Raw genomic sequence first — 22,897 nt, 5'->3', positions numbered from 1 at the left:
CAGGTCAGTGGCACAAAAGTCAGCCCAGCGGAGCCAGCGGACCCGGGTAGCGAGCCGGGTCGAGGCAGCTGCCGAGACCGTCGACGACCGAGCAGAAGCCCGGCGGCCGCACCGGCGTGTAGCCGGCCGGGACGCCGTGGCCCGTGATCAGCTGCCGGTACGCCGCGACGGCGTCGGTCGGCCGGCGCGTCAGCGTGGCGTCCGAGCGGGCGTCCACTGTGTACAGTCCGAACCGCGGCTGGTAGCTGCCCCACTCGTAGTTGTCGGTGAGGCTCCAGTAGTTGTAGCCGATGACGTTCATGCCGTCGGCCTTCGCGCGCTGCACCCAGTAGATGTGGTCACGCAGGTGATCCGAGCGCGTGTAGCCGTCGGGACGCGCGTTGCCGTTGTCGGTCGGCATCCCGTTTTCGACGACGTACAGCGGCAGGCCCGGGAACTTCCGCGCGTAGTAACGAAGTGCGTAGTAGATGCCGTCCGGCTGCGGCGTCACCTTCCAGAACTCGCCGCTCGCCGCGTGGATCGCGCTGAGGTTGTCGAGGCTCGCGCCGTAGTAGTAGTCGAGGCCGGCGAAGTCGAGCTTGTCGCGCACCTGGTCGAGGAACGACGCGTCGAGCACGCCCTGCACGGCCGGGATGTACGCGCTGTTGCTGGACACGAGCGCACCCGGGTCCAGCTGGTGGATCAGGTCGTACGCCGCGCGGTGCACCTTCACCAGCCGCGCCTGCGCCCACGGCAGCTTCCACCCGGCGAGCCCGCCGTTGGCGGTCTCGTTCTGCAGGTAGACGGTCGGCTCGTTGATCGTGATCCAGAGCGCGCCGAGCCCCTTGTACCGGTCCACGACGCGGCGGGCGTTGGCGAGCCAGGCGTCGACCGTGCGGTCGCTGTCCCAGCCGCCCTGGTCGGCGACCCAGCCCGGGTAGACCCAGTGGTCGAGGGTGATCATCGGCCGCATCCCGGCGTCCAGGACGCGGCGCACGACGTCGTCGTAGTTCGCCAGCTCGGCCTGGTCGACCTGCCCGGGCCGCGGCTCGATCCGGGCCCACTCGACGCTGAAGCGGAACACGTTCACGCCGAGCTGCTTCGCGCGGTCGATGTCCTCGGCGTAGTGGTGCCGGAAGTCGACGGACTCGAGGTAGGGCTCCTTGATCGACGACGTCTTCGCCTGCTCGTAGCGGCGCCAGTTGCTGTCGGGCGCCGAGCCCTCCGCCTGGTAGCCGGAGGTGGCGACACCCCAGAAGAACGGCTGCGTGACCGCCACTGCCGGGGACACGCCCGCGACGAGACCCGCGAGCAACGTCAGGACCACGAAGACCACGCCGCGCCGCATCGCACCCTCCATTTTGTGAAAGTGCTTCATGTTAAAGGGGCGGTGACTCGCCGCACATCCACCGAAGGACGGAAGACAGGGTCACTAAAGCAAGGCTAACCTCACTTCGATCTTGACCGAGGTGAGGGGACACCGTGACCGCCGAAGCACCCGAGCTGACCAGGGCCGATCCACCGAAACGCGCCGTCCGCCGCTGGTACCGGCGCAAGCCCGTGCGCCGCGCGCTGGTCGTCACGCACCGGTGGACGTCGCTGGTGCTCGGGCTGCTGCTGGTCCTCGAAACCACCGCCGGAGTAGTCCTGCTCTACCGCGCCGAGTACTTCCGCGCGACGCACGCGGACTTCTACGCGCACACCGAGAGTGCCCACCCGATCGGCCTCCAGCAGGCGCGGGACCTGGTCAAACAGGCTCACCCGGAGTTCTCCGCGGCCTGGGTCAGCAACGACGACGGCGTCATCGCGGTCGGCGACGCGAACTACACCGAGGCGTACGCGGTCGACCCCGGCAGCGGGCGGATCACCGGGCCGCAGAAGCTCACCGACGGCGTCATGGGCTGGCTGACGAACCTCCACGACTGCGCGTTCACCTGCCAGGACGATCCGGGATACGTCTCGTGGCTCGCTGCGCCGACACCGGTCCCGGAAATGAACTGGGGTGAGCTGGTCCTCGTCGTGCTCGGGCTGCTGATGATCTTGCTGGCCATCACCGGGATCGTCGTCTGGTGGCCGGGCTTCAAGAAGTTCTCGCACGGCTTCCGCGTCCGGCTCGGCAAGGGCCGCTTCGCCCGCGACTACGACCTGCACAACGTCATCGGCATCGTCTCGGTGCCGTTCGTGCTGATGTGGGGCGTCACCGGCGCGGCGTTCTACCTGCCCCCGGTCGAAAACGCGTGGCTCGCGATCACCGGCGGCTCGGCGCCGGACGAGGCGAAGTACAGCTTCACGGCGAACCCGGCCGCGCCCGGCACCCCGGAGATCGGCATCGACCGGGCCTCGGCCGCCGCGCTCGCCGCGTCCCCCGGCACGGTCCGCTACCTCGTCCCGCCGGCCGAAGGCACCGACTACTACACGGTTTCGATCGCGGACGACGGCTACCAGCCCTACGGCGCCCGCGCGTTCTTCGGCGGCGACCGCACGGTGTACGTCGACAGCCACGACGCCACGCACGTGTCCTCTGTGGACGCCAAGGCCGAACCGGCGGCCAACCGGTTCTACGGCAAGGTGTTCGAGGCCGCGCACTTCGGCTGGCTGGTCGACGGCTGGTGGCGGCTCGTCTGGGTGGTCCTCGGCCTGACCCCGCTGGCACTGATGCTCACCGGCATCTCGACGTGGCTCTTCCGGCTGGGCACGAAACGCCGTCGCCGCAAAGCGAAACGCGCGTGATCGAGCCGCTGGCCTTCGCGACGACCGCGGTCTGCCTGCTGGCCGGGCTCACGGCACTGGCCGTGACGGCGGCCGGGCGGTACCGCTGGCCGCGGTGGCGCCCGCTGGCCGTCCTGGTCGAACTCGCGCTGCTGGCCCAAGCCATCGCGAGCTCGGTGAGCGACCACCCGGCGGAACCCGGGACGCACCTGGCGTACCTTGCGACGTCACTGGTCGTACTACCGGCCGGGACGGCGTGGGGCGCCCGCGGAACGACGCGTTCCGCGGGCGCCCTCTTCGCCCTGCTGCTCCTGACGGTCGCCGTCCTGGTCGTGCGGATCAGGACGACGGCGCGCTAGGCGACCTTGAACGACTGAGCGGCGCTGCCGTCACAGGTCGACTGGACCAGCTGGACGCTGTCCGCGGTGGACGCTCCCGGCACGGTCAGGCACTTGCCGCTGTGGCGGGCGACGAAGTGGTAGTACCCGCTGCCCTCCGACACCGGCTGCCACTGCTGGTTGTTCCCGCCGCTGTAGGACCACAGCTGCAGACCGGCGTTGTCCGTCGTCGCCACGTTGGTGACGTCGATGACCTCGGCCGGGTTGGTGCGGTTGTTGATCCGGTCGAAGCCGCCGCTGGTCGGGGCGAACTGGTACTGCTGCGCCGTGGTGCCGTTGCAGGCGTACTGCTGGATCACGGTGCCGTTGGTGCTGCCCGCGGCCTTCGCGTCGACGCACTTGCCGGACGCCTTGTTCGTCACGGCGTACCAGGCCGACGGGTCGATCGTGCCGTCCGGCGGCGGGGTGGTCGTGCCGCCGCCCCCGAGCCACTTCAGGCCGTCGAGCAGGAACCGGTTCTGGTCGGCGCTTTCGAACGTCGAGGACAGCGCGGTGTTCGTGTCGTAGTTCATCGCGTTGTGGCCGAAGTTCGAGTAGATCATCTTGTAGTTCTTGTTCGTCCACGAGATCGGGTAGTACCCGCTGTACCAGGTCTGGTTCGGGTCGGTGCCGATCGGGAACGTGGACTGGTCCATCGACGCCAGGATGGTGATGTTCGGGTTCTGGCGCAGGTCGTTCTGCCAGGCGTACCACTCGGACGTCGACGACTTGATCGTCGCCGGCAGGTTCACCGTCGACGGGTGCGTGCGGTTCTCGATCTTCAGCGTCTCCGGCGTCGGGCCCCACGAGTTCGAGGTGAAGCGGCCGGTGCCGAGGAAGTCGTTGTGGAACCAGTTGGCGTACGACGGCGTCGAGCTGTCGTTGTAGGCCGTGACGTGGAAGCCGTAGAACGCGCCGCCGGCCTGCATGTACCGCTGGAAGCCCTGGAACTGCGCCTGCGACTGCGGCTGGTCGTCGAGGAACATGACGACCTGGTACTGGCTCGGCGTGATGGTGGTCAGCTGGTTCCAGTTGGTCGTCGAGGTGTAGGTGAAGCCGTTGGCGCCCGCCTGCTGCGGGAACCAGACGTTGGCCTCCTTCTCGAAGCTGATGTGCGCGGCGTCGTAGGTGCCGCTGTAGAAGGCGAGCACCTTGAACGGCGTCGCGGCCTGCACGGCCGGGGCGCCCAGGGTGAGACCCAGGCAGGCGGCGAAGAAGGCCAATACCCGGATCAGGGGGCGGCGGGATCTGGACGACATGCGTGTTCCTTCCGGTGGGGGCGGGGAAACGATCACCAGTGGCGCGAGTAGTGCAGGCCGTAGCCGAAGGGGAACAGCGCGGGCTTGCCATCGCCGGCGTTGATCGGCTGCTGGTCGGCGCTGCGCATCCAGGTCACCGGCAGCTTGCCGGTCGGGTTGTAGGCGCCGAAGAGGACGTCGGCGACACCCTGGCCTTCGCTGCCCGGCAGCCACGACTCGACGAGCCCGGCCCAGTCCGGCAGCTGCGCCGCGATGTCCAGCGGGCGCCCGGACACCAGCACGACCACCGTCGGCACGCCGGAGTCCTTCAGCTTCTGCAGCGTCGCGAGGTCGGTGGCGTCCAGCCCCATCCCTTGTGGACGGTCGCCCTTGCCTTCCGCGTACGGCGTCTCCCCCACGACGGCGACGGCGACGTCGTAGCTCTTGTCGATCCCCGCGCCGTCCTTGGCGTAGGTCACCTTCGACGACGTGCTCTTGATGCCTTGCAGGATCGTGGTGCCGGGGATGACCGGGCCGCTGGTGCCCTGCCAGCCGACCGTCCAGCCGCCGGACTGGTTGCCGATGTCGTCGGCGCTCTTGCCGGCCACGAAGATCTTTTCGCGCTTGGACAGCGGCAGCACGTGGTTGTCGTTCTTCAGCAGCACCTGGGATTCCCGGACGGCCTGGCGCGCCAGGTCACGGTGCTGCTTGCTGCCGATGGTGCTCAGGAACCGCCGATCGGTCAGCGGGTGCTCGAAGAGGCCGAGCTCGAACTTCTTCGTCAGGATGCGCTTGTTCGCGTCGTCGATCCGCGACATCGGCACGCGGCCTTCTTGCACCAGCGTGCGCAGCGTGTCGATGAACTTCTGCCACTCGTAGGGCACCATCACCATGTCGATGCCCGCGTTGATCGAGGCTTCGACCTCTTCGGGGGTGAAGCCGGTCTTGCCGTCGATCTTGTCGACGCCGTTGTAGTCCGAGACGACGATGCCCTTGAAGCCGAGCTCCTTCTTCAGGACGTCGTTGATCAGGTACGAGTTCGCGTGCAGCTTCACGCTGTTCCAGCTGCTGTAGGAGATCATCACCGAGCCGACCCCGCGCTGGACGGCGGCCTTGAACGGCGGCAGGTGGATCTGGCGCAGCTCCTGCTCGCTGATCTCGGTGTTGCCCTCGTTGACGCCGCCGGTGGTGCCGCCGTCGCCGACGTAGTGCTTGGCGGTGGCCAGGACCGAACCCGGCCGGTCGAGCTTCGTTCCCTGCAGGCCGGTGATGATCGACGTCATCTCGGTGGCCAGCTGCGGGACCTCGCCGAAGGACTCGTAGGTACGGCCCCAGCGGTCGTTGCGGGCGACGCACAGGCAGGGCGCGAAGTCCCAGTCGATGCCGGTGCCGGAGACCTCTTCCGCGGTGGCGCGGCCGATCTTCTCGACCAGCCGCGGGTCCCGGGTCGCGCCGAGGCCGATGTTGTGCGGGTAGACGGTGGCGCCGTAAAGACCGTTGTGGCCGTGGACGGCGTCGACGCCGTAGATGAGCGGGATGCCCAGCGGCGTGGCGAGGGCGGCTTTCTGGAAGCCGTCGTACATGTCGGCCCAGGTGACGGGCGTGTTCGGAGTCGGCTGCGAGCTGCCGCCGGAGAGCAGCGAGCCGAGCCGGCCGGTGGTGACGTCGGCCGGGCTCTTCACCCCGAGCCGTTCGGCCTGCATCATCTGGCCGAGCTTGTCGTCGAGGGTCATCCGGGACATCAGGTCGGCGACCCGGACCTTCACCGGACGCCAGGAATCCCGGTACGCCGGGCCGTTCCCGGCGAGGGCGGGGGTCTCCGACGCCACCAGCAACCCCAGTGCCAGCGCGCCGATGCCCAGTCTGCGTCCGAGACCCATCCGGGTCCTCCTCGTCGAGAGACCGAAATTCACGCCTTGAATTAAGACACAGGCTTTTGGGGTTGGTCCAGACCTCTGACCGAACTCGGTTTCCGCTCAGCGGGATTGCGGATTGCGGTCATATACTGACCTAATTCGCTTCTACGGTCGTCCCATGACTCGCGAACACGAAGACCTCCTGGGCCTGCTGGCGGAAGTGCGGAAGCGCTTGCTGATCCCGGTCCGCGACATTTCGGACGCCGACGCGGCCCGCCGGACGACGGTGAGCGAACTGACCCTGGGCGGCCTGATCCGCCACTTGGCGACGGGCGAGCGCATGTGGCTGCAGGTCCTGAAGTCCGCGGACGGCTCGCTCCCGGACGGCATGCTGGACACGGCGCAGTACTCGATGAGCGAGACGCTCTCGCGCTGGCTTTCGGCCTACTCGGCGGCCGCCGAAGCCACGGACGCGTATGTGCGGTCGCTGCCTTCACTGGACGTTTCGGTGCAGCTGCCGACGACCCCGTGGTCACCGCCGGATCCCCAGTTCTGGTCGGCCCGCCGGATCGTGCTGCACCTGATCCACGAGACGGCCCAGCACGCGGGCCACGCGGACATCATCCGCGAGTCCCTGGACGGCGCGAACTCGACCGCCCAGCTGAACTGAGCCACACTGGCCCGATGCCGGCCGTCTACAAGAACGCGCGCGGCCAACGCGAAGTACGGCGTTGGTGCACGGAAGCGTTGGCGCGCGCGGATTTCCCGATCACCGGTACGACGGTGACCACCAGCGCCGGACGGGTGGAGCTGACCTCTGCGGGCACCGGACCGGCACGGGTCGTCCTGGTCCCCGGCACCAGCTTCACCGCGGCGGTGGCCCTGCCGTGGCTGCGAGCGCTGTCAGCCCGCCGGCCGACGACGGTGGTGGACCTGCCCGGCCAGCCGGGACTCAGCGACCCGCGCCGCCCCCGGCGGGCCCGGTCGGCCTGGTACGGCGCCGTGCTGGACGAGGTCCTGACAGCGACGGACGCCGAAGACGTCGTACTGGTGGGCAATTCGCTCGGCGCGGCCGTCGTCCTGGCCGCCGAGTCACCGCGCATCGCGGGCCGGGTGCTGGTCTCCCCCGCCGGGATCGTGCGGCTGAGCGTGGATCCACACCTGGCCCTGGCCTCGACGCGCTGGCTGCTGCGGCCCACCACGGCGAACACCCACCGGATGCTGCGGCTGTTCGTCGGCCCCGGCGAGGAACCACCGGCGACGGAGGTGGAGTGGATGACGCTGGTGGCCCGCTGCTGCCGCACAACGCTGGCCCCGCCGCCGTTGCCTGCTCCGCTCCTGGCGCGTCGCTCCGCGCAGCCGTGCGTCGTCGGAGTCGGGGAGTACGACCGGTTCCTGCCCCCACGCCGCTTGGTCCCGGCGGCGCGCCGCACGCTCGGCTGCGACGTCCAGGTGTTCCCGGGCATGGGCCACCTGACCACGGCGGCCCACCTCGACGAGGTCACGGACCTCGTGGCGCGGCTGGCCTAGCGATCCGAGCGCAACGAAGCCGGGTCGAAGGAGTCCCAATATGCGTCCTCGTCCTCGGCGCTCGTCACCGGTTCGGGTGATTCCGGCGGCGCCGAACCGAGCCGCTCCGCCCTCAGCCGCTGGAACTCCTCGACCGTCATCCCCGGGTCGTCGTCCTCGGCTCGCGCGGGCGCCGGCATGCCCGTCATCTGCTCGATCAAGGACGTCATCTCTTCGCCCAGCAGCAAAGCGACCTTGTTGTAGCCGTCCTGGGTCGCCTCGCGCATGGCCGCCTGGGCGATCTCCACCACCAGCGGCCCCAGGCTCTCGCCCAGGTTCACCGCCGACGGCGCCAGCCACAGCCGCAGCAGCTTGCCGCGGCCGTCGACCGTTGCCTCCACCTGGCCGTCGAGGTCGTGGGCCGTGCCGGATGCCGACGCCAGCAGCTCGTCCACGCGGGCCATCGCCTCTTCGCGCGCCCGGGCCTGGGAAATCAGCTCACGCGTCGTGGGCATCGCGCTCACCTTCCGTACGAGTAGGTGTCGGCGTCCGGGTCGTCGTCCGGGATCGGTTCGTAACCCAGGACTTCCAGCTGCGACGCGTCCACCACCGGCGCCAGCGCGTGGTACATCTTGTCGCCCGCGCGGCGGGTCGCGCGCTGGGCCAGCTCGAGGATCTGGTCGGCGAGCACCGACGACCCGTGCCGCAACGCCGACCGGTGGATGCTGAGCCCGGTCAGCAGCCCGCCGGGCGCGACCTCGACCTCGATGGTGCTGTCCGGGGACGACGCCTTGCCCACCACCGGGCCGGATCGCTCGAAGCGCGCGGAAGCCTCCGCGCCCGCGCGGTCCGCTTGCTCGGCGATCCGCGAGGAAGCGAGGTCCATGTCGAATTCGGCCACGGTGCGAAGTTACCCCGTCGGCCGGTAGAAGCCGATGAACGACTGTCCCGCGTTCGTGGTGCGGATCTTGCTGATCTGCACCGGGTCGCCGGCCTCGATCATCTGGCCGTCCCCGATCACCATCGCCACGTGCCCCGACCAGACGACGAGGTCGCCCGGCAGCAGCTGGTCGATCGAGGGCACCTCGGCCCCGACCGTCTGCATCTTCGCCGTCCGCGGCAGCTGCAGCCCCGCGTCCTGGTACGACGTCATGGTCAGGCCACTGCAGTCCAGCCCCTGGCCGCGCGCGGTCCCACCCCACACGTACGGCACGCCGAGCTGCGAAAGCGCGTTGCGCACAGCCTTCGCGGCAGTCTCGTTGGGCGCCATGACCTGCTTGCCGCCGGGCAGGTTGATCGCGACGCCGGAGCCGGGCTGCGGCGGGATCGCGACCGGCAGCCGCGGCTTGTGCACGGCACCGCCGCCCCCGCCACCGCCGCCTCCTCCCCCACCGCCGCCGCCTCCGGAGTCCCCACCACCGGAGTAGCCGCTGTTGCTGTTGAACGACGACCCCACGTGCGTCGAAGCCGAGGAAGCCGACGTCGTCTGCTCCCCGCCGCCGCCGAGCTTGGTGCCGATGTCGGTGAGCTGGGTGATCGTCTGCTCGCTGAAGGTCGCGGCCTGGCCGGTCAGCTGGCTGATCTTGGTCTGCAGCTTCATCAGGATGTCGCGCGACGCGGCGGCGCGGCTTTCCGGCGGCTGGATGGACTTCACCGCCGCCAGCGCCTTCATCGCGGCCGAGATCTCCTTGATGATCTGGTCGCGGACCTGGTCGTTCTTGATCTCGCCCAGGTTCAGCGTCTCGGCCGCCTCGGCAACGGCCTTCTCGATCTCGGCGCTCTCGTCGAGGAGGTCCTGGACCTCTTTCTCCAGGCTCTGCGACGTCGCGGTGGCGCGATCGGTCGTGGCCCCCGAACTCGCAGACGTCAGGTTGACGCGCTGGTCGGCCGCGGTGTCGCGGGTGCGTCCCACCGACGTCTGTAACGCGACGTGCGCGTCGCGCGCGCCGCTGAGCGCGGCCGGGTCGTGGCGCAGCTTGTCCGCGAACTGGTTCGTGGTGTCCAGGCTGTGCCGGACGAGCTGGTCGGTGTGGTGCTCGGTCACGGGAGATCCGTCCCGAGGCGCCGGACGACGTCGCCGTGCTCGGCCTCGACCGCCGCGTAGTTGCGGTCGGTCTGCCGGGCCGCGTCGCCGACCTGCCGCCAGCCGCCGCCGACGCGGTGCATCCGCTCCTGGAGCGCGCGCATCCGGCCGCTGTAGGCACCGGTCAGGCCGGACTCCGCACCCATGTCGGAGAAGCCGACGCCGACGTGCGGGCCGACGTGCGTGTCGGCCGCGCCCTTGACGTCGTCACCGAGCGGGTCGACCTGGCGGGCGTACCTCGCGTACGCGCCGTCGTCGACGTGAAACCCCTGATGCGAACCGCCCACTGGCCCTCCCTGTCACCGGAGGTGCGACGTGCGCGTGCGACCCCCGGTTCCCCTGCTCCGGGAAACAGCCTAGTCGACGGTCCCTACCCGAGTGGGCGAATTGCCCGGAGTCAGCCGGTGACCTTCGCGAGCCAGCCCGAGTCCTGCCAGTTGACGATCGCGCCGTTCGCCGTGACCGTCGGCGTGCCGAATCCGCTCCGGCCGTTGCCGAAGTCCTGCGCCAGCTTCGGGTCGTTCTCGATCTGCTGGAAAGCGGCGTTGACCTGCTGGTCGTACGTGCCGGCGTTGACCGTCTGCGAGAACGCCGGGTCGGTGATGCCGACGTCCTGGCCGAGCTTGATCAGCTGCGCCTTGTCGTAGCCGCGCTTGCCCTCTTCGGGCTGGTTCGCGAACAGCGCGTCGTGGAACTGGAGGAACTTGCCGGCGTCGGCCGCGGCCAGCGCCGCGTTCGCCGAGTCGAGCGAGTAGCCCGGCGGGTCGGAGCGGTCGTTGAGCAGCGGCACCATGTGGTAGCGCACCTGCAGCTTGCCGTCGTTGATCGCCTGCTCGACGTCGGTCTTGTAGGTCTTCTCGAACTGGCCGCAGATCGGGCAGAGGAAGTCGGCGTAGACGTCGATCGTGGCCTTCGCGCCCGCCTTGCCGACGGTGACGACGACGCCGTCGCGCTTCTGCGTCACGCCGCCGGCCAGCGAACTGCCCTGCCCGGGGTTGATGACCTGGCCGTCGGTCTTGTTCTTGTCCGAGATCGTCCAGATCACGCCGCCGATCACGAGCGCGGCCACGACGACCACGGCGGCGATTCCGATGATCCACTTCCGCTTGTCGGTCGACGCGCCCCTGGCCTGGGCCACCGCCCTGGCTCCCCCGGCCTGTGCGGCCTGACGACGCTTCCGAGCGGTCCGCTCAGCTCCACCCACTGTGTATCAGTTCCCTTCCGCGATACCCGAGTAGTCGGGCTCGGGTTCGTCAGAGTTCCCGCGACCTCGCGCGAGCCAGCCGTCGAGCGACAGCCACGTGCGCGGCCGCGCCAGCAGCCACACCGCCAGCAGCGCGAAACCGGAGTCGCGGAGGATCTCCTGCGGGTATTCGGTCTGCCCCGCCGCCACCTGGCCGCCGCCGCCGAAGCACCCGCAGTCGATGCTCAGCCCGCGCGCCCAGGACTGGGCGATGCCGGCGATGAGCACCAGGAGCAGCACCAGCGCGGCGCCCGCGACCCACCGGGTCGCCAGGCCCGCGAGCAGGAACAACCCGAGCACGAGCTCGACGAGCGGCAGCGCGATGGCCACCACGTTGGCGAGTGCGTCCGGCAGCACGTCGTACGCCTTCACGGCGATCAACGTCTGCCCCGGATCCGCCAGCTTGAGCGCACCGGAAACGAGCCAGACGGCCGCCAGCCCGACCCGGGCGAGCGTGCCGACGGCGTCCAGTACGGGTTGGGACGGTCGCACCACGCACTTAGGCTAACGGGAGGACCTGAGAACCACGTGAGGGCACGGCGACGGCGGAGGGAGGGGCGCGATGCGGTGGCGGACGCTCCTCGGTTCGGCGTTGCTGCTGGTCACGGCGGCGGCCTGCGGTCCGTCGAAGGTCTCGCCGACCGACTCGCTGGTGACCCGTGCCAGTGCGACGGATCACCTGACCATCGGCATCCGGTTCGACGCCCCGGGGCTTTCCGAGCGCACGGTCGACGGCCGGTTCGTCGGGTTCGACGTCGACGTCGCGACTTTCGTCGCGTCGGAACTGGGGGTCGCCGCGAAGGACATCACGTGGCGCGAGACGACGTCCGCGACGCGCGAGACGGACCTCACGTCCGGCGCGGTCGACCTGGTCGTCGCGACCTACTCGATCACCGACAAGCGCAAGCAGCAGGTGGCCTTCGCCGGGCCGTACTTCACCACCGGGCAGGACCTGCTGGTGCGGCGGACGTCCCCGGACATCACCGGCCCGGAGACGCTCAACGGGCGCCGCCTGTGCTCGGTCACCGGGTCGACGCCGGCGCAGCAGGTGAAGGACAAGTTCGCGCAGGCCGTGCAGCTGGTCGAGTACCCGCGGTACCCGGACTGCGTGACCGCGCTGCTCGCCGGCCAGATCGACGCGATGACCACCGACGGGGTGATCCTCGCGGGCTACGTCACGCGCGACCCCGAGCTGCTGAAGGTCGTCGGGAAGGCGTTTTCGAAGGAGAGCTACGGCGTCGGGCTGCGCAAGGGCGACAGCCAGGGCGTGAACGCGGTCGACGACGCGATCCGCAAGATGATCTCCTCCGGCGAATGGCTGCGCTCGCTCAACGCGAACATCGGGCCGTCCGGTTACCAGCTGCCCGCCCCACCCGAGGTCACCGAGAAGTGAAGCTGCCCGATCTCCCGGTTCGCGCTGTCCTGCCCGAGCTCCTTTCCGCGTTGGACGCCCACGGCACCGCGGTCCTCGTCGCGCCGCCCGGGACGGGGAAGACGACGCTGGTGCCGCTGGCGCTGGCTTCGTCCGGCGGCCGGGTGGTCGTCGCCGAGCCGCGGCGGCTGGCTGCCCGCGCGGCGGCTTCCCGGATGGCCGCGCTGCTGGGTGAGCCGGTCGGCGAGACGGTGGGGTACGCGGTGCGCGGCGACCGGAAGGTGTCGGCGCGGACCCGGATCGAGGTCGTGACGTCGGGGCTGCTGGTGCGGCGCGTGCAGGGCGATCCCGAGCTGCCCGGGGTGTCGACGGTGCTGCTCGACGAGTGCCACGAGCGGCACCTGGACGCGGACCTGCTGCTGGCGTTGCTGCTCGACGTCCGCGCGGGGCTGCGCGACGACCTGCGCCTGCTGGCGACGTCGGCGACGGTGGCCGCGGGCCGGCTCGCGACGCTCCTGGGTGATGCCCCGGTGATCACGGCCTCGGTGGCGACCTATCCCGTGGCTTTCTCGTACGTCCCGCCGGCGCGGGGTGAGCGCATCGAGGCGTGCGTCGCGCGGGCGGTGCGGACGGCACTGTCCTCAGGGGACGGTGACGTGCTCGCCTTTTTCCCGGGCGCGGGCGAGATCGCGCGGACGTCGGGGATGCTGTCTCTGTCCGATGTGGACGTCCTGCCGTTGCACGGGCGGCTGTCGGCGGCACACCAGGACGATGCGCTGCGGCCGCGGTCGCGTCGCCGAGTGGTGCTGGCGACGGCGGTGGCGGAGTCGAGCCTGACGGTGCCGGGCGTGCGCGCGGTGGTGGATTCGGGGCTGGCGCGAGTGCCACGAGTCGACCACCGACGCGGCCTGCCCGGTTTGGCGACGGTGCGCGTCTCGGCGGCGGTGGCCACGCAGCGTTCCGGGCGCGCGGGCCGCGAGGGGCCGGGGCGGGCGTACCGGTGCTGGGCGGCGAACGAGCAGGCGTTGCTGCCGGCGTACCCGGAGCCGGAGATCAGGACGGCCGAGCTGGCCCGGCTGGCGCTGGAGCTGGCGTGCTGGTCGACGCCGGACGGGAGCGGTCTGGCCTGGTGGGACCCACCGGGCGAGGGCGCACTGGCGGCGGGGCGCGCGTTGCTGGCGACGTTGGGTGCAACGGACGCTTCGGGAGCGGTGACGGCACGCGGTCGCCGGATGGCGGAGCTGGGCCTGCACCCCCGGCTGGCACGGGCGTTGCTGGACGGCGCTTCGGAGGTCGGCCCCCGGACGGCGGCCGAGGTGGTGGCCCTGCTGGACGCGGGCGCAACGCTGACGGACGTGAACGCGGAGTTGAGAAGGCTCCGTTCAGCCGCGGACGAGGGCTCGCGACGCTGGAAGCGCGACGCCCGGCGGCTCGAGGGGTTGCTCACCGACCGCCCGAACGCTCGGCGGGTGACCGGTCGTTCTCCCGCCAGCACCACCGAGCGCGGGCTCGACCCGCAACCGACCGATCGTTCTCCCTCCGGCACCACCGAACGCGGCCCCGCCCGGCAACCGACCGATCATTCTCCCGCCAGCACCACCGAGCGCGGGCTCGACCCGCAACCGACCGATCGTTCTCCCTCCGGCAGCACCGAAGCCGGCGCCAACCGGCGAGCGACCGGTCGTTCTCCCTCCGGCGAGACCGAACCCGGAGCCGGCAAGCGAGCGACCGATCGTTCTCCCACCCGAGCAGCCACCGGCCACACACCCCACCTGGCCGGCGATGCCCGGCCCGATCCCGCGCTGGTCGTCGCCCTCGCGCACCCCGAGCGGCTCGCCCGGCGGCGTCCCGGGGGCGCGCCCGTCTACCTCATGGCCGGCGGCACCGCGGCCGAACTCCCGCCCGGCAGCGGCCTCGACTCCGAATGGCTGGCCATCGCCGAAGCCACCCGCGACCCCGGCCGCGTCCACGGCACCATCCGCCTCGCCGCGGCCGCCGACGAAACCCTCGCCACGCACGTCGGTCCCGTGTCCGAAGTGGACGAAATCACCTGGGACGGCGACGTCGTGGCCCGCCGCGTCCGCAAGCTCGGCGCGATCGTCCTGTCCGAGAAACCCCTCCGCGCCCCGGACGTCCACGACGCCCTCGTCACCGGACTCCGCGAAAACGGCCTCGGCCTCCTCAAGTGGAGCCAGGACGCCACCCGCCTGCGCGAACGGATGGCCTTCCTGCACCGCGTCGTCGGCGCCCCCTGGCCCGCGGTCGACGACGCCACCCTTCTGTCCGAAGTGGACACTTGGCTGGACCTGTCGCACGCCCGCCGGAAGTCCGACCTCGCGAACATCAACGCGGGCACCGCACTCAAGGCCCTCCTGCCCTGGCCCGAAGCGTCCAAACTGGACGAACTCGCCCCGGATCGACTGGAAGTCCCGTCCGGCTCGCACATTCGGGTCGACTACACCGGCGACCAACCCGTGCTCGCCGTCAAACTTCAGGAGACCTTCGGCTGGACCGAAACGCCCACCCTCGCCGGCGTCCCGGTCGTGCTGCACCTGCTCTCCCCCGCCGGCCGCCCCGCCGCGATCACCGCCGACCTCGCGGGCTTCTGGACCAGCGGCTACGCGGGCGTCCGCGCCGACCTGCGCGGCCGCTACCCGAAGCACCCCTGGCCCGAGGACCCGGCCACCGCCGCCCCGACCCGGCACACCCGCCGCCGCGCCTGAACCCCGCCGAAAGTCGGGGGTCGGCTGCGACCGTCGGCCGATGTCCCCAGCGTCCCGGAAATCCCAGACTGGGGTCATGATCACGCTCAGGGGACTCACGAAACGCTACGGGGAGAAGACCGTCGTCGACGCGCTCACCTGCGACGTCACATCGGGCCAGGTGACCGGCTTCCTCGGTCCGAACGGCGCCGGGAAGTCGACGACCATGCGGATGACCGTCGGCCTCGACCACCCACAAGCAGGCGAGGTGCTGGTCGGCGGCAAGCGCTACGCCGAGCTGCGGCACCCGCTGCGCGAGGTCGGCGCGCTGCTCGACGCCAAGGCACTGCACCCCGGCCGCAGCGCCGGGAAGCACCTCACGGCCATGGCGCGCAGCAACGGGATCGCGACGAGCCGCGTCGAAGAGGTCCTCGCGACCGTCGGGCTCTCGGACGTCGCCGGCAAGCGGGCCGGGCAGTTCTCGCTCGGCATGGGCCAGCGGCTCGGCATCGCGGGGGCGCTGCTCGGCGACCCGGGCGTCCTGATGTTCGACGAGCCGGTCAACGGCCTCGACCCGGACGGCGTCCGCTGGGTCCGGCAGCTGATGCGCTCGCTGGCCGCGGAGGGGCGGACGGTGTTCGTCTCCAGCCACCTGATGAGCGAAATGCAGCTGACCGCCGACCACCTGATCGTCATCGGCAAGGGCAAACTGCTCGCCGACGCGCCGGTCGCGGAGTTCATCGCGGGCAACTCCCGCACGACGGTCTCGGTCCGCGTCCCGGCCGACGGTGAACGTTCGAAGCTCGCCGCACGGCTGCGCGCCGAGGGCGGGTCGACGCACGCGGGCGAGCCGGACGAGCTGGTGGTGGACGGTCTCGACGTCACCCGCGTCGGCGATGTGGTGCACGAGCTGGGGATCCGCGTGCACGGGCTCGCCGAGCGGACGGCGTCGCTCGAGCAGGCGTACATGGAACTGACCGCTTCTTCGGTGGAATACGGGGTGTCGGCATGACTGTGACTTCTTCAAGCGCACGCGCGGGCGGCCTGTCCGGAGCGGTGGCGGCGGAGTGGACGAAGTTCTGGTCGGTCCGGGCGACGTGGTGGTGCCTGATCGCGGGGACGGCGCTGATGCTGGGCTACAGCACCCTGTCCGGAATAGCCCAGCACTTCGACGACGACCCCCAGTCGGCGAGCACCATCGCCCTCGGCGGCGGTTTCTACTTGACGCAGTTCGCGGTGATCGCGCTGGCAACGCTGTTCGTCACGAGCGAGTACGCGGGCGGCGGCATCCGGTCGACGCTGCTGTGGACGCCGGTCCGCTCTCGCGTGGCACTGGCGAAGGCGGCAGTGCTGCTCCCGGTGCTCTTCGCTTACGGCGTAGCGCTTTCCTGCGCGGGCATGGCACTGGCCACGGCGGTGAAGGACGGCCACGGCCTGCCGACGACGCTCGAAGGAGGCTTCACGACGGCATCCGGGATGGGCGGGTACTTCGCGTTGCTGGGGTTGCTGTGCACGGGCATCGGCTGGGCGCTGCGCAGCGCGGCGGGGACGCTGGTGACGGTGATCGTGCTGCTGGTGCCGCTGCCGCTGATCGTGGCATCGCTGGGACTGCCGGAGCTGGTGGCGTACTTCCCGGGCATCGCGGGGGTGAACGCGATGGTCGAGACGGGGCACCCGAACCCGATCACGATGGCCCCGGCCCCGTACGCGCCCTGGGTGGGGTTGCTGATCTGCGCGGGCTGGGCCGCGGCGGCGCTGGTGGCGGGAAGCGCGGTGTTGCAGCGCCGGGACGCCTGAGACTGCGCTCTCAGGGGCGAGCGCGGAGGGGGTGTTGATCGACAGCGGTGCGGTGATCGCGGGGACGGCCCGTTGCGCGGCGGGCCCCACCCGACGGCCCGCCCCCGGCTCCGCACCGCCCGCCTGTGGACCCGGCCCGACGGACCGGAGGTCTGTCAGAGAGACTGGGGGCCAGTGCCCGCCCTCTCGACCTGGAGCCTTTGATGCCGCAAGGAACCGTCCGTTGGTTCGACGCCGAACGGGGTTTCGGCTTCCTCGCGCCCGAGGACGGCTCGCCGGACGTGTTCGTGCACGCCTCCGAGATCGTCGGGGACGGCGGCGCGAAAGTGCTCCGCGAGGGTCAGGCCGTCGTTTTCGAGGTCGGCGAGAACGACCGCGGGCCCCAGGCGCTGCGCGTTCGCGTCACCGCCGATGCGGCCACCGGCAGCGCCGTGGGCCTGCTCGGCACCGTCAACTGGTACGAGCCGGGCAAGGGGTACGGCTTCGCGTCGCCGGACGGCGGCGGCGCCGACATCTTCGTGCACAGCTCCGCCATCGTGACCGGCGGCGTGGTCACCGAGGGGCAGCGGGTGGCCTTCCTGATCGTCGAAGGCGAGCGCGGCCCGCAGGCCGGGCATGTGATCCCGCTGGGAGCAGGGGCCGGCTCACCCGCTGCGGCCGGTATCGCGGACGGTGCCGACGGCACGGTGGCCTGGTACGACGAGGACAAGGGCTTCGGCTTCATCAACCCCGACTCCGGCGCCGGGGACGTCTTCGTTCACGCCCGGGCCCTGGCCGAGGGGCTGACGTGGCTCGCGGAGGGCGACCGCGTCGCCTACGAGGTGGCCAGTGGAGACAAAGGCCCGCAGGCCCGCGACGTGCACCTGGTCCGGGGCGCCGAGCCCCAGACGGCGCCGCAGCGGTCGGCGCCTGCCGCGGCCGCAGGGCCGGCGGCGCGGGACGTGCCCGTTCGAGGCGGCGAGGGCGTCGTCGCGCGCTACGACGGCGACCGCGGCTTCGGCTTCATCACCCCGGACGCAGGCGGCGACGATCTCTTCGCCCACGCGTCCGTGATCATGGGGTCGGAGCCGCTGCAGAAGGGTGACCGGGTCCGGTACGCGGTGCGTCAGAGCGACCGGGGCCCGCAGGCCGACCGCATCGAACGCCTCTGACGAGGCGGCCCCACCGATGGCTGATCACTTCCCGACGAGAGTGCTCGTTCATCCCCGTCGATGGTGGCGTCAGCAACGCGGCTGCAGCCTCCTCCGGGAGATCGATCTCCCTCGTGGTGACGGGGGCCCCGTGCCGACCCGAGGACCTGCTCCGCGCTCGATCTTTATGAGCCGGCGGACGTTGATCACGGTGCAGGCCAGCGTGAGTAGCGCCAGCGTGGTGCGTTCGTAGCGGAGCCCGAGGCGTTTGAACCGCAGCAGCCAGGAGATCGTGCGTTCGACGACCCAGCGGACCCGGCCGAGGCGGGACTCGCCCTCAAGCCCGCGCCGGGCGATACGGACCTTGATACCGCGGCGGGTCAGGTAGCGGCGGCAGCGGCGGTAGTCGAGCCCTTGTCGGCGTGCAGCTTGTCCGGTCGGCATCGTGGCCGGCCCGCCCGGCCGTGGTGGCCGCGCACGGTCGGGTTCGTGTCCAGCAGCGGCTCGAACAGCATGCTGTCGTGGGTGTTTGCCGCCGACAACATGATGTGCAGCGGTAGCCCGTTCGCGTCGCACAGAACGTGGTACTCGGAGCCGGCTTTACCCCGGTCAGTGGGGCTGCGGCCGGTCAGCTCGCCCCCCTTTTCGACCGCACCGACACCGCGTCGATGCAGCCTCTGGTCCAGTCGAGCTCGTCGATGGTGGACAGCTCGTCGAGCACGAGCCGGTGCAGCCGGTCCCACACGCCGGCGTCCTGCCACTCACGTAACCGCCGCCACGCGGTGTGCCCGGAACCGCATCCGAGCTCCTCGGGTAGGTCTCGCCGGCGGCAGCCGGTGTCGAGCACGAACAAGATGCCCTCCAGCGCGGCACGGCAGGTTACGCAGTGACACACCCTTAAGTTTTGAGACCAGGTCCAAGACCGCCGAAGAACTCCGGTTGTCCACATCCCACCAGGCCTGTGGACAACCGGACTCACCCCACCCCGATCCCGGCCAAAAGCTCCCGAGCACTCTCCACCAACGCCTCGAAACCAGGCGGCGCAAGAGAACCCGTCCCGGCCAAAGAGTCGAAGATCGTCCCCTCCAGCCAGTTCACCACCACCGTCGCGTGCCGAACCGGGTCGGACGAACCCGCCTCCCTCAACGCCTCCACCGCCAAGCGGCGGATCAGCAACCCACCCTCGTCGTACACCGCGCGCAGCTCCGGGCGCCGCGTCGCCTCCAGTGCGAACTCGTACCGGGCCAGCATCCGCGTCCGGCCGGATGTGATCGCCTCGAACGCGAACCCCGCGATCGACTCCGCCAGCCCACCCGGCCGCGGCGGGACCTGGTCCAGCGCCACCATCCGCGCCATCGTCAACGACAGCAGCGCCGCCCGTGTGCGCGCGTAGTACGACGTCGAGCCCAGCGGCAACCCGGCCGCACGGTCGACCGCCCGGTGCGTCAGCCCGCGCATGCCCTCCGCCGCGATCACCTCGATCGCCGCGTCACCAATCACCGAAAGCCGGTCCACGAAGACGCACTCTACAGGTGTAGTGTCCTCTACAGATGTAGAGGAGGAGCCATGCGCGCAGTGGTCGTCGGCGGGGGAATCGGTGGCCTGGGGGCCGCGATCGGGCTGCACCGGGCGGGCTGGACCGTCACCGTGCTCGAACGAGCCGAAGAGTTCGGGGACGTCGGCGCCGGCATCTCGCTCTGGCCGAACGCCCTGCGCTGCCTGGACGAACTCGGCGTCGACCTCGGCGAACACCTCGCCGCCCAAGACAAAGGCGGCCTCCGTGACCGACGCGGCCGGTGGGTCGCCCGGTGGGACGCCGACGGCTTCCGGCGCCGCCACGGGCGCCCGCTCGCCGGCATCCACCGGGCCGATCTCATCGCCGGCCTGCTCGACGCCCTCCCCGCCGACCTCCTGCGCACCGGCACCGAGGTCACCGAAGTGACCGAAAACGGCGTCGTCCGCTTCGCCGGCGGCGAGATCCGAGCCGACCTCGTCGTCGCCGCGGACGGCATCCACAGCCCGATCCGGCGCGCCCTCTTCCCCCACCACCCCGGGCCGGTCTACAGCGGCAGCTCAGCCTTCCGCGGCATCGCCCGGCCGGCGGCGATCCCCGGGCTGAGCACCACCTTCGCCCCCGGCACCGAGGTCGGCGTGCTCCCGCTGACCGGCGGCGACGTCTACTGGTTCGCCTCCTCCGTCACCGAACCCGGCGCCCGCCCGGCCGACCTCAAGGCGTACCTGAAGGAGCACTTCGGCGACTGGCACGACCCGATCCCAGCGCTCATCGACGCGACGCCGCCCGAAGCCCTGCTGTACCACGACCTCCACCACCTGGCCGCACCCCTGGAAACCTACGTCCGCGGCCGGGTCGCCTTCCTCGGCGACGCCGCGCACGCCATGCCGCCGTTCCTCGGTCAGGGCGGCTGCCAGGCCCTCGAAGACGCCGTCGTGCTCGCCCACAGCGTGTCCACAGTGGACGACGTCGATGCCGCCCTCGCCGCCTACGACGCGCAGCGGCGGCCCCGGAGCCAGCGGGTCGCGCGCGCGTCGGTCCGGGCGGGCAAAGCCGGGCCGCAGCTGACCAGCCCGGTGCTCACCGCCCTGCGCATGAGCCTGCTGCGGCTCGTCCCCACGAAACTGACGGCCCGCGCCGGCGCCTCGATCAACGGCTGGCGGCCGCCTCGTCTCCCCCGGCCAGTCCCGCCTCGTACGCCGTGATCGCCGCCTGCACCCGGTTCTTCGCCCCGAGCCGGGTCAGGATCGTGCTCACGTGCGCCTTCACCGTGCCCTCGACGACGAACATCTTCGCCGCGATGTCCGCATTGGACAGTCCGGAACCCACCAGTGCCAGCACTTCCCGCTCGCGCGGGGTCAGCGCCGCGACCTTGGCACGCGCCGCCGCGGCCCGGGAGAGCCGGCCGCCCGACAGGCGCGCGATCACCCGCTGCGCCACCTTCGGCGAGAGGAACGCGGCCCCGTCGGCGACCGCGTGAATGCCGGCCAGCAGCTCGCGCGGGTCACCCGACTTCAGCAGGAACCCGCCCGCGCCGAGGCCGAGCGCGCGCTCGATGTACTCGTCCTCGCCGAACGTGGTCAGCATGATGACGCCGGTCGAGGGCAGCAGCCGCCGGATCTCCGCGGCCGCGCCCAGCCCGTCCAGGCCGGGCATCCGGATGTCGAGCAGCACGACGTCCGGGTGCGTGGCGAGCGCCTGCGCCACGGCCGACCGCCCGTCCCCGGCCTCGGCGACGACCTCGATCCCCGGGTCCGCGCCGAGGATCGCCGCCACCCCCGCCCGCATCAGCGCCTCGTCGTCGGCCAGCACGACCCTGATCACGAATCCCCCTCGCTGAACCAGTTCTTCGAAACGAGCTTCCCGTCGGAGAAGCACAGCCGGTAGGCGGCGTAGTCGTTGTCGAGCCACGATCTCCCGGTGCCGTAGTACTCGCACACGGCGCCGGGGACCGAAGGCGGCTCGCCACGCACGGGACGCGCGGACCGCTGGCGTTCCGGCAGGCTCAGCTCGGCGCGCGACTGCCCGATCCGCAGCTGTTCGTACACTCCGGCGGGCAATTCCGAGGTGTTCCACTGGTAGAGGAACGCGATCCCGCTGACCGCGAGGAGCACGCCGAACAACGCGACCGGGATGGCGACCGCCTGGATCAGGCTGCGCCGCACGTCGCGCCGGGCCAGCTCCAGCGCCCGGGCCGACGTCGACTGCCCGACGGCGTCGTCGGCCGCCTCCCGCCGCTCCGGGGTCTCCTCGACCGGCGAGGCGCCGTGCGGCAGCTCCGCGGTCACGGCGAACCCGCCCTCGCGCGGCCCCGCGCTCAGCGTCCCGCCGACGAGCCGGACACGTTCACGCAGCCCGATCAGCCCGAGGTGCCCGGACGCCGCCCCGGGCAGCGGGCCGGCGGGCGGCGGCGCGTTCACGACGGTCACCGACGTCTGCGCACCGGTGCTCGTCACCCGCACGGTCACCGCGGCACCGGGCGCGTGCTTGGCCACGTTCGTCAGGGCTTCCTGCACCACGCGGTAGGCGGCGCGCGCGACCATCGGCGGCGCCAGCTCGCTGTCCACAGTGGAATCGATGAGCAACCCCGACGCCCGGGCCCGCGAGATCAGCTCGCCGAGGTCGCCCTGCACCGGCTCGACCGGCGCGGCGTCCTCGCGCAGGACGCCGATGATCTCGCGCAGCCGTTCGGTCGCCGCCGCGGCGCTGGTCCGCAGCTGCGTGGCGGCGTCACGCTGGCCGTCGTCGAGCCCGCCCGCGACCTCCAGCGCCGCCGCGCGAACCGCGATCAGGCTCAGCTCGTGGCCCAGCGAGTCGTGCATGTCGCTGGCGATCCGCGCGCGTTCGCGCAGGCGGGCCTGGTCGGCGACCAGGCGCTGCCGGCTTTCCATCTCCTCGGCCCGGCGCCAGCCGGTGCGGGCCAGCTCGCCGCGCACCCGCACGTACCGGCCGAGCAGCCACGGCGACAGCCCCGCGAACACGAGGATCGCCATCATCGAGCCCCAGTCGCCGAGGCCGTCGGGGCCGACGAGCAGCGACACCGGGACGCCCAGCAGCGCGACGGTCCCGCCGATCACCACGGCGGGACGGGCCCGTGCCATCCGCAGCGCGGCCTGGTAGCTCATCGCCACCAGCACGAACACCGTCCACACCGGGACGCGGTCGCCGTAGGGGAAGGGGACGGCGAGCGTCCCGACCAGGGCGATGCCGAGCGAGACGGCCGGGTACCGCCGGGCCGTCGCGACCGATCCCGCGACGACGGCGAGGCCGGCGACGAGCTCCCAGGTCCGCTGGCCCAGCGTGTCGGCGACCACGATGAAGGCCAGGAACAGCCCGAGGGCGACGTCCAGCACCACGCGCCACCTGCGCTTCGTCACCTCTCGCACGAG

General features: G+C 71.2%; 22 protein-coding genes and 1 pseudogene. 10 read left to right on the top strand and 13 right to left on the bottom strand.

The window, feature by feature from the left end:
- Positions 1-19: 19 nt before the first annotated feature.
- Positions 20-1,327 (bottom strand): family 1 glycosylhydrolase, encoded by a 1,308-nt coding sequence (locus QSK39_RS50840; protein ID WP_285485049.1) that lies wholly within the window; start codon positions 1,325-1,327, stop codon positions 20-22.
- A 134-nt stretch (positions 1,328-1,461) separates the two neighbouring features.
- Here QSK39_RS50840 and QSK39_RS50835 point away from each other — a divergent pair, with 134 nt between their 5' ends.
- Complete coding sequence (locus QSK39_RS50835) at positions 1,462-2,709, top strand: PepSY-associated TM helix domain-containing protein (RefSeq protein WP_285485048.1); 1,248 nt, start codon at positions 1,462-1,464, stop codon at positions 2,707-2,709.
- Positions 2,706-3,047 carry a hypothetical protein gene (locus QSK39_RS50830; protein ID WP_285485047.1) on the top strand — a complete coding sequence of 114 codons (342 nt, stop codon included), beginning with the start codon at positions 2,706-2,708 and terminating at the stop codon, positions 3,045-3,047. The genes QSK39_RS50835 and QSK39_RS50830 overlap by 4 nt, the downstream gene beginning before the upstream one ends.
- Here the strand turns inward: QSK39_RS50830 and QSK39_RS50825 are convergent.
- Positions 3,044-4,324 (bottom strand): RICIN domain-containing protein, encoded by a 1,281-nt coding sequence (locus QSK39_RS50825; RefSeq protein ID WP_285485046.1) that lies wholly within the window; start codon positions 4,322-4,324, stop codon positions 3,044-3,046. The genes QSK39_RS50830 and QSK39_RS50825 overlap by 4 nt on opposite strands.
- Positions 4,325-4,356: 32 nt before the next feature.
- Entirely contained in the window at positions 4,357-6,183 is a 1,827-nt protein-coding gene (locus QSK39_RS50820; RefSeq protein ID WP_285485045.1) for a glycoside hydrolase family 3 protein, read from the bottom strand.
- A gap of 154 nt (positions 6,184-6,337) precedes the next feature.
- Between QSK39_RS50820 and QSK39_RS50815 the strand changes: the two genes are divergently transcribed.
- Both QSK39_RS50815 and QSK39_RS50810 read left to right on the top strand, forming a co-directional pair.
- Positions 6,338-6,829, top strand: coding sequence for a DinB family protein (locus QSK39_RS50815; protein ID WP_285485044.1), 492 nt, complete (start codon positions 6,338-6,340; stop codon positions 6,827-6,829).
- 14 nt (positions 6,830-6,843) lie between these two features.
- Complete coding sequence (locus tag QSK39_RS50810; RefSeq protein WP_285485043.1) at positions 6,844-7,689, top strand: alpha/beta fold hydrolase; 846 nt, start codon at positions 6,844-6,846, stop codon at positions 7,687-7,689.
- Here QSK39_RS50810 and QSK39_RS50805 read toward each other — a convergent pair.
- The 6 genes from QSK39_RS50805 to QSK39_RS50780 form a co-directional block, all read right to left on the bottom strand.
- The gene (locus tag QSK39_RS50805; protein ID WP_285485042.1) at positions 7,686-8,183 is read right to left on the bottom strand and encodes a YbaB/EbfC family nucleoid-associated protein; all 498 of its coding nucleotides are present in this window, start codon (positions 8,181-8,183) and stop codon (positions 7,686-7,688) included. The two genes, QSK39_RS50810 and QSK39_RS50805, sit on opposite strands and share 4 nt — an antisense overlap.
- Before the next feature lie 5 nt (positions 8,184-8,188).
- Positions 8,189-8,569, bottom strand: a complete 381-nt coding sequence (locus tag QSK39_RS50800; RefSeq protein WP_285485041.1) for a YbaB/EbfC family nucleoid-associated protein — start codon at positions 8,567-8,569, stop codon at positions 8,189-8,191.
- A gap of 9 nt (positions 8,570-8,578) precedes the next feature.
- Entirely contained in the window at positions 8,579-9,712 is a 1,134-nt protein-coding gene (locus tag QSK39_RS50795; RefSeq protein WP_285485040.1) for a C40 family peptidase, read from the bottom strand.
- On the bottom strand, positions 9,709-10,038 hold the full coding sequence (locus tag QSK39_RS50790) for a hypothetical protein (RefSeq protein ID WP_285485039.1): 330 nt from the start codon (positions 10,036-10,038) through the stop codon (positions 9,709-9,711). The genes QSK39_RS50795 and QSK39_RS50790 overlap by 4 nt, the downstream gene beginning before the upstream one ends.
- 110 nt (positions 10,039-10,148) lie before the next feature.
- Positions 10,149-10,889: a DsbA family protein gene (locus tag QSK39_RS50785; protein ID WP_285485038.1), complete on the bottom strand. Its 741-nt coding sequence runs from the start codon at positions 10,887-10,889 to the stop codon at positions 10,149-10,151.
- Positions 10,890-10,961: 72 nt separating this feature from the next.
- On the bottom strand, positions 10,962-11,489 hold the full coding sequence (locus QSK39_RS50780) for a MauE/DoxX family redox-associated membrane protein (protein ID WP_285485037.1): 528 nt from the start codon (positions 11,487-11,489) through the stop codon (positions 10,962-10,964).
- 67 nt (positions 11,490-11,556) lie between these two features.
- On the opposite strand from QSK39_RS50780, the gene QSK39_RS50775 reads away from it, so the two are divergent.
- From QSK39_RS50775 to QSK39_RS50745, 5 genes are all read left to right on the top strand, one after another.
- Entirely contained in the window at positions 11,557-12,387 is an 831-nt protein-coding gene (locus tag QSK39_RS50775) for a glutamate ABC transporter substrate-binding protein (protein WP_284749458.1), read from the top strand.
- Positions 12,384-15,089, top strand: a complete 2,706-nt coding sequence (locus QSK39_RS50770) for an ATP-dependent helicase C-terminal domain-containing protein (RefSeq protein WP_285485036.1) — start codon at positions 12,384-12,386, stop codon at positions 15,087-15,089. Before QSK39_RS50775 ends, QSK39_RS50770 begins: the two co-directional genes overlap by 4 nt.
- Before the next feature lie 76 nt (positions 15,090-15,165).
- Positions 15,166-16,080, top strand: coding sequence for an ATP-binding cassette domain-containing protein (locus QSK39_RS50765; RefSeq protein WP_285485035.1), 915 nt, complete (start codon positions 15,166-15,168; stop codon positions 16,078-16,080).
- Complete coding sequence (locus QSK39_RS50760) at positions 16,077-16,865, top strand: ABC transporter permease (RefSeq protein WP_285485034.1); 789 nt, start codon at positions 16,077-16,079, stop codon at positions 16,863-16,865. The genes QSK39_RS50765 and QSK39_RS50760 overlap by 4 nt, the downstream gene beginning before the upstream one ends.
- A gap of 203 nt (positions 16,866-17,068) precedes the next feature.
- On the top strand, positions 17,069-18,016 hold the full coding sequence (locus tag QSK39_RS50745; protein WP_465444001.1) for a cold-shock protein: 948 nt from the start codon (positions 17,069-17,071) through the stop codon (positions 18,014-18,016).
- A 168-nt stretch (positions 18,017-18,184) separates the two neighbouring features.
- Here the strand turns inward: QSK39_RS50745 and QSK39_RS50740 are convergent.
- Together QSK39_RS50740 and QSK39_RS50735 are read right to left on the bottom strand one after the other, a co-directional pair.
- Positions 18,185-18,869: pseudogene (locus QSK39_RS50740) on the bottom strand (IS5 family transposase); the annotation flags it as partial.
- A gap of 101 nt (positions 18,870-18,970) precedes the next feature.
- Positions 18,971-19,453, bottom strand: a complete 483-nt coding sequence (locus tag QSK39_RS50735) for a TetR/AcrR family transcriptional regulator (protein ID WP_353051133.1) — start codon at positions 19,451-19,453, stop codon at positions 18,971-18,973.
- A 108-nt stretch (positions 19,454-19,561) separates the two neighbouring features.
- Here QSK39_RS50735 and QSK39_RS50730 point away from each other — a divergent pair, with 108 nt between their 5' ends.
- Positions 19,562-20,713, top strand: a complete 1,152-nt coding sequence (locus QSK39_RS50730) for an FAD-dependent monooxygenase (protein WP_285485032.1) — start codon at positions 19,562-19,564, stop codon at positions 20,711-20,713.
- Here the strand turns inward: QSK39_RS50730 and QSK39_RS50725 are convergent.
- Both QSK39_RS50725 and QSK39_RS50720 read right to left on the bottom strand, forming a co-directional pair.
- Complete coding sequence (locus QSK39_RS50725; protein ID WP_285485031.1) at positions 20,658-21,332, bottom strand: response regulator transcription factor; 675 nt, start codon at positions 21,330-21,332, stop codon at positions 20,658-20,660. The genes QSK39_RS50730 and QSK39_RS50725 overlap by 56 nt on opposite strands.
- On the bottom strand, positions 21,329-22,894 hold the full coding sequence (locus QSK39_RS50720; RefSeq protein WP_285485030.1) for a sensor histidine kinase: 1,566 nt from the start codon (positions 22,892-22,894) through the stop codon (positions 21,329-21,331). Before QSK39_RS50720 ends, QSK39_RS50725 begins: the two co-directional genes overlap by 4 nt.
- Positions 22,895-22,897: the final 3 nt, after the last annotated feature.

Origin of the sequence: Amycolatopsis sp. NBRC 101858 (assembly GCF_030269325.1) — a bacterium.
Classification (GTDB): domain Bacteria; phylum Actinomycetota; class Actinomycetes; order Mycobacteriales; family Pseudonocardiaceae; genus Amycolatopsis; species Amycolatopsis ponsaeliensis.
This window is presented reverse-complemented; position numbering and strand designations above follow the sequence as displayed.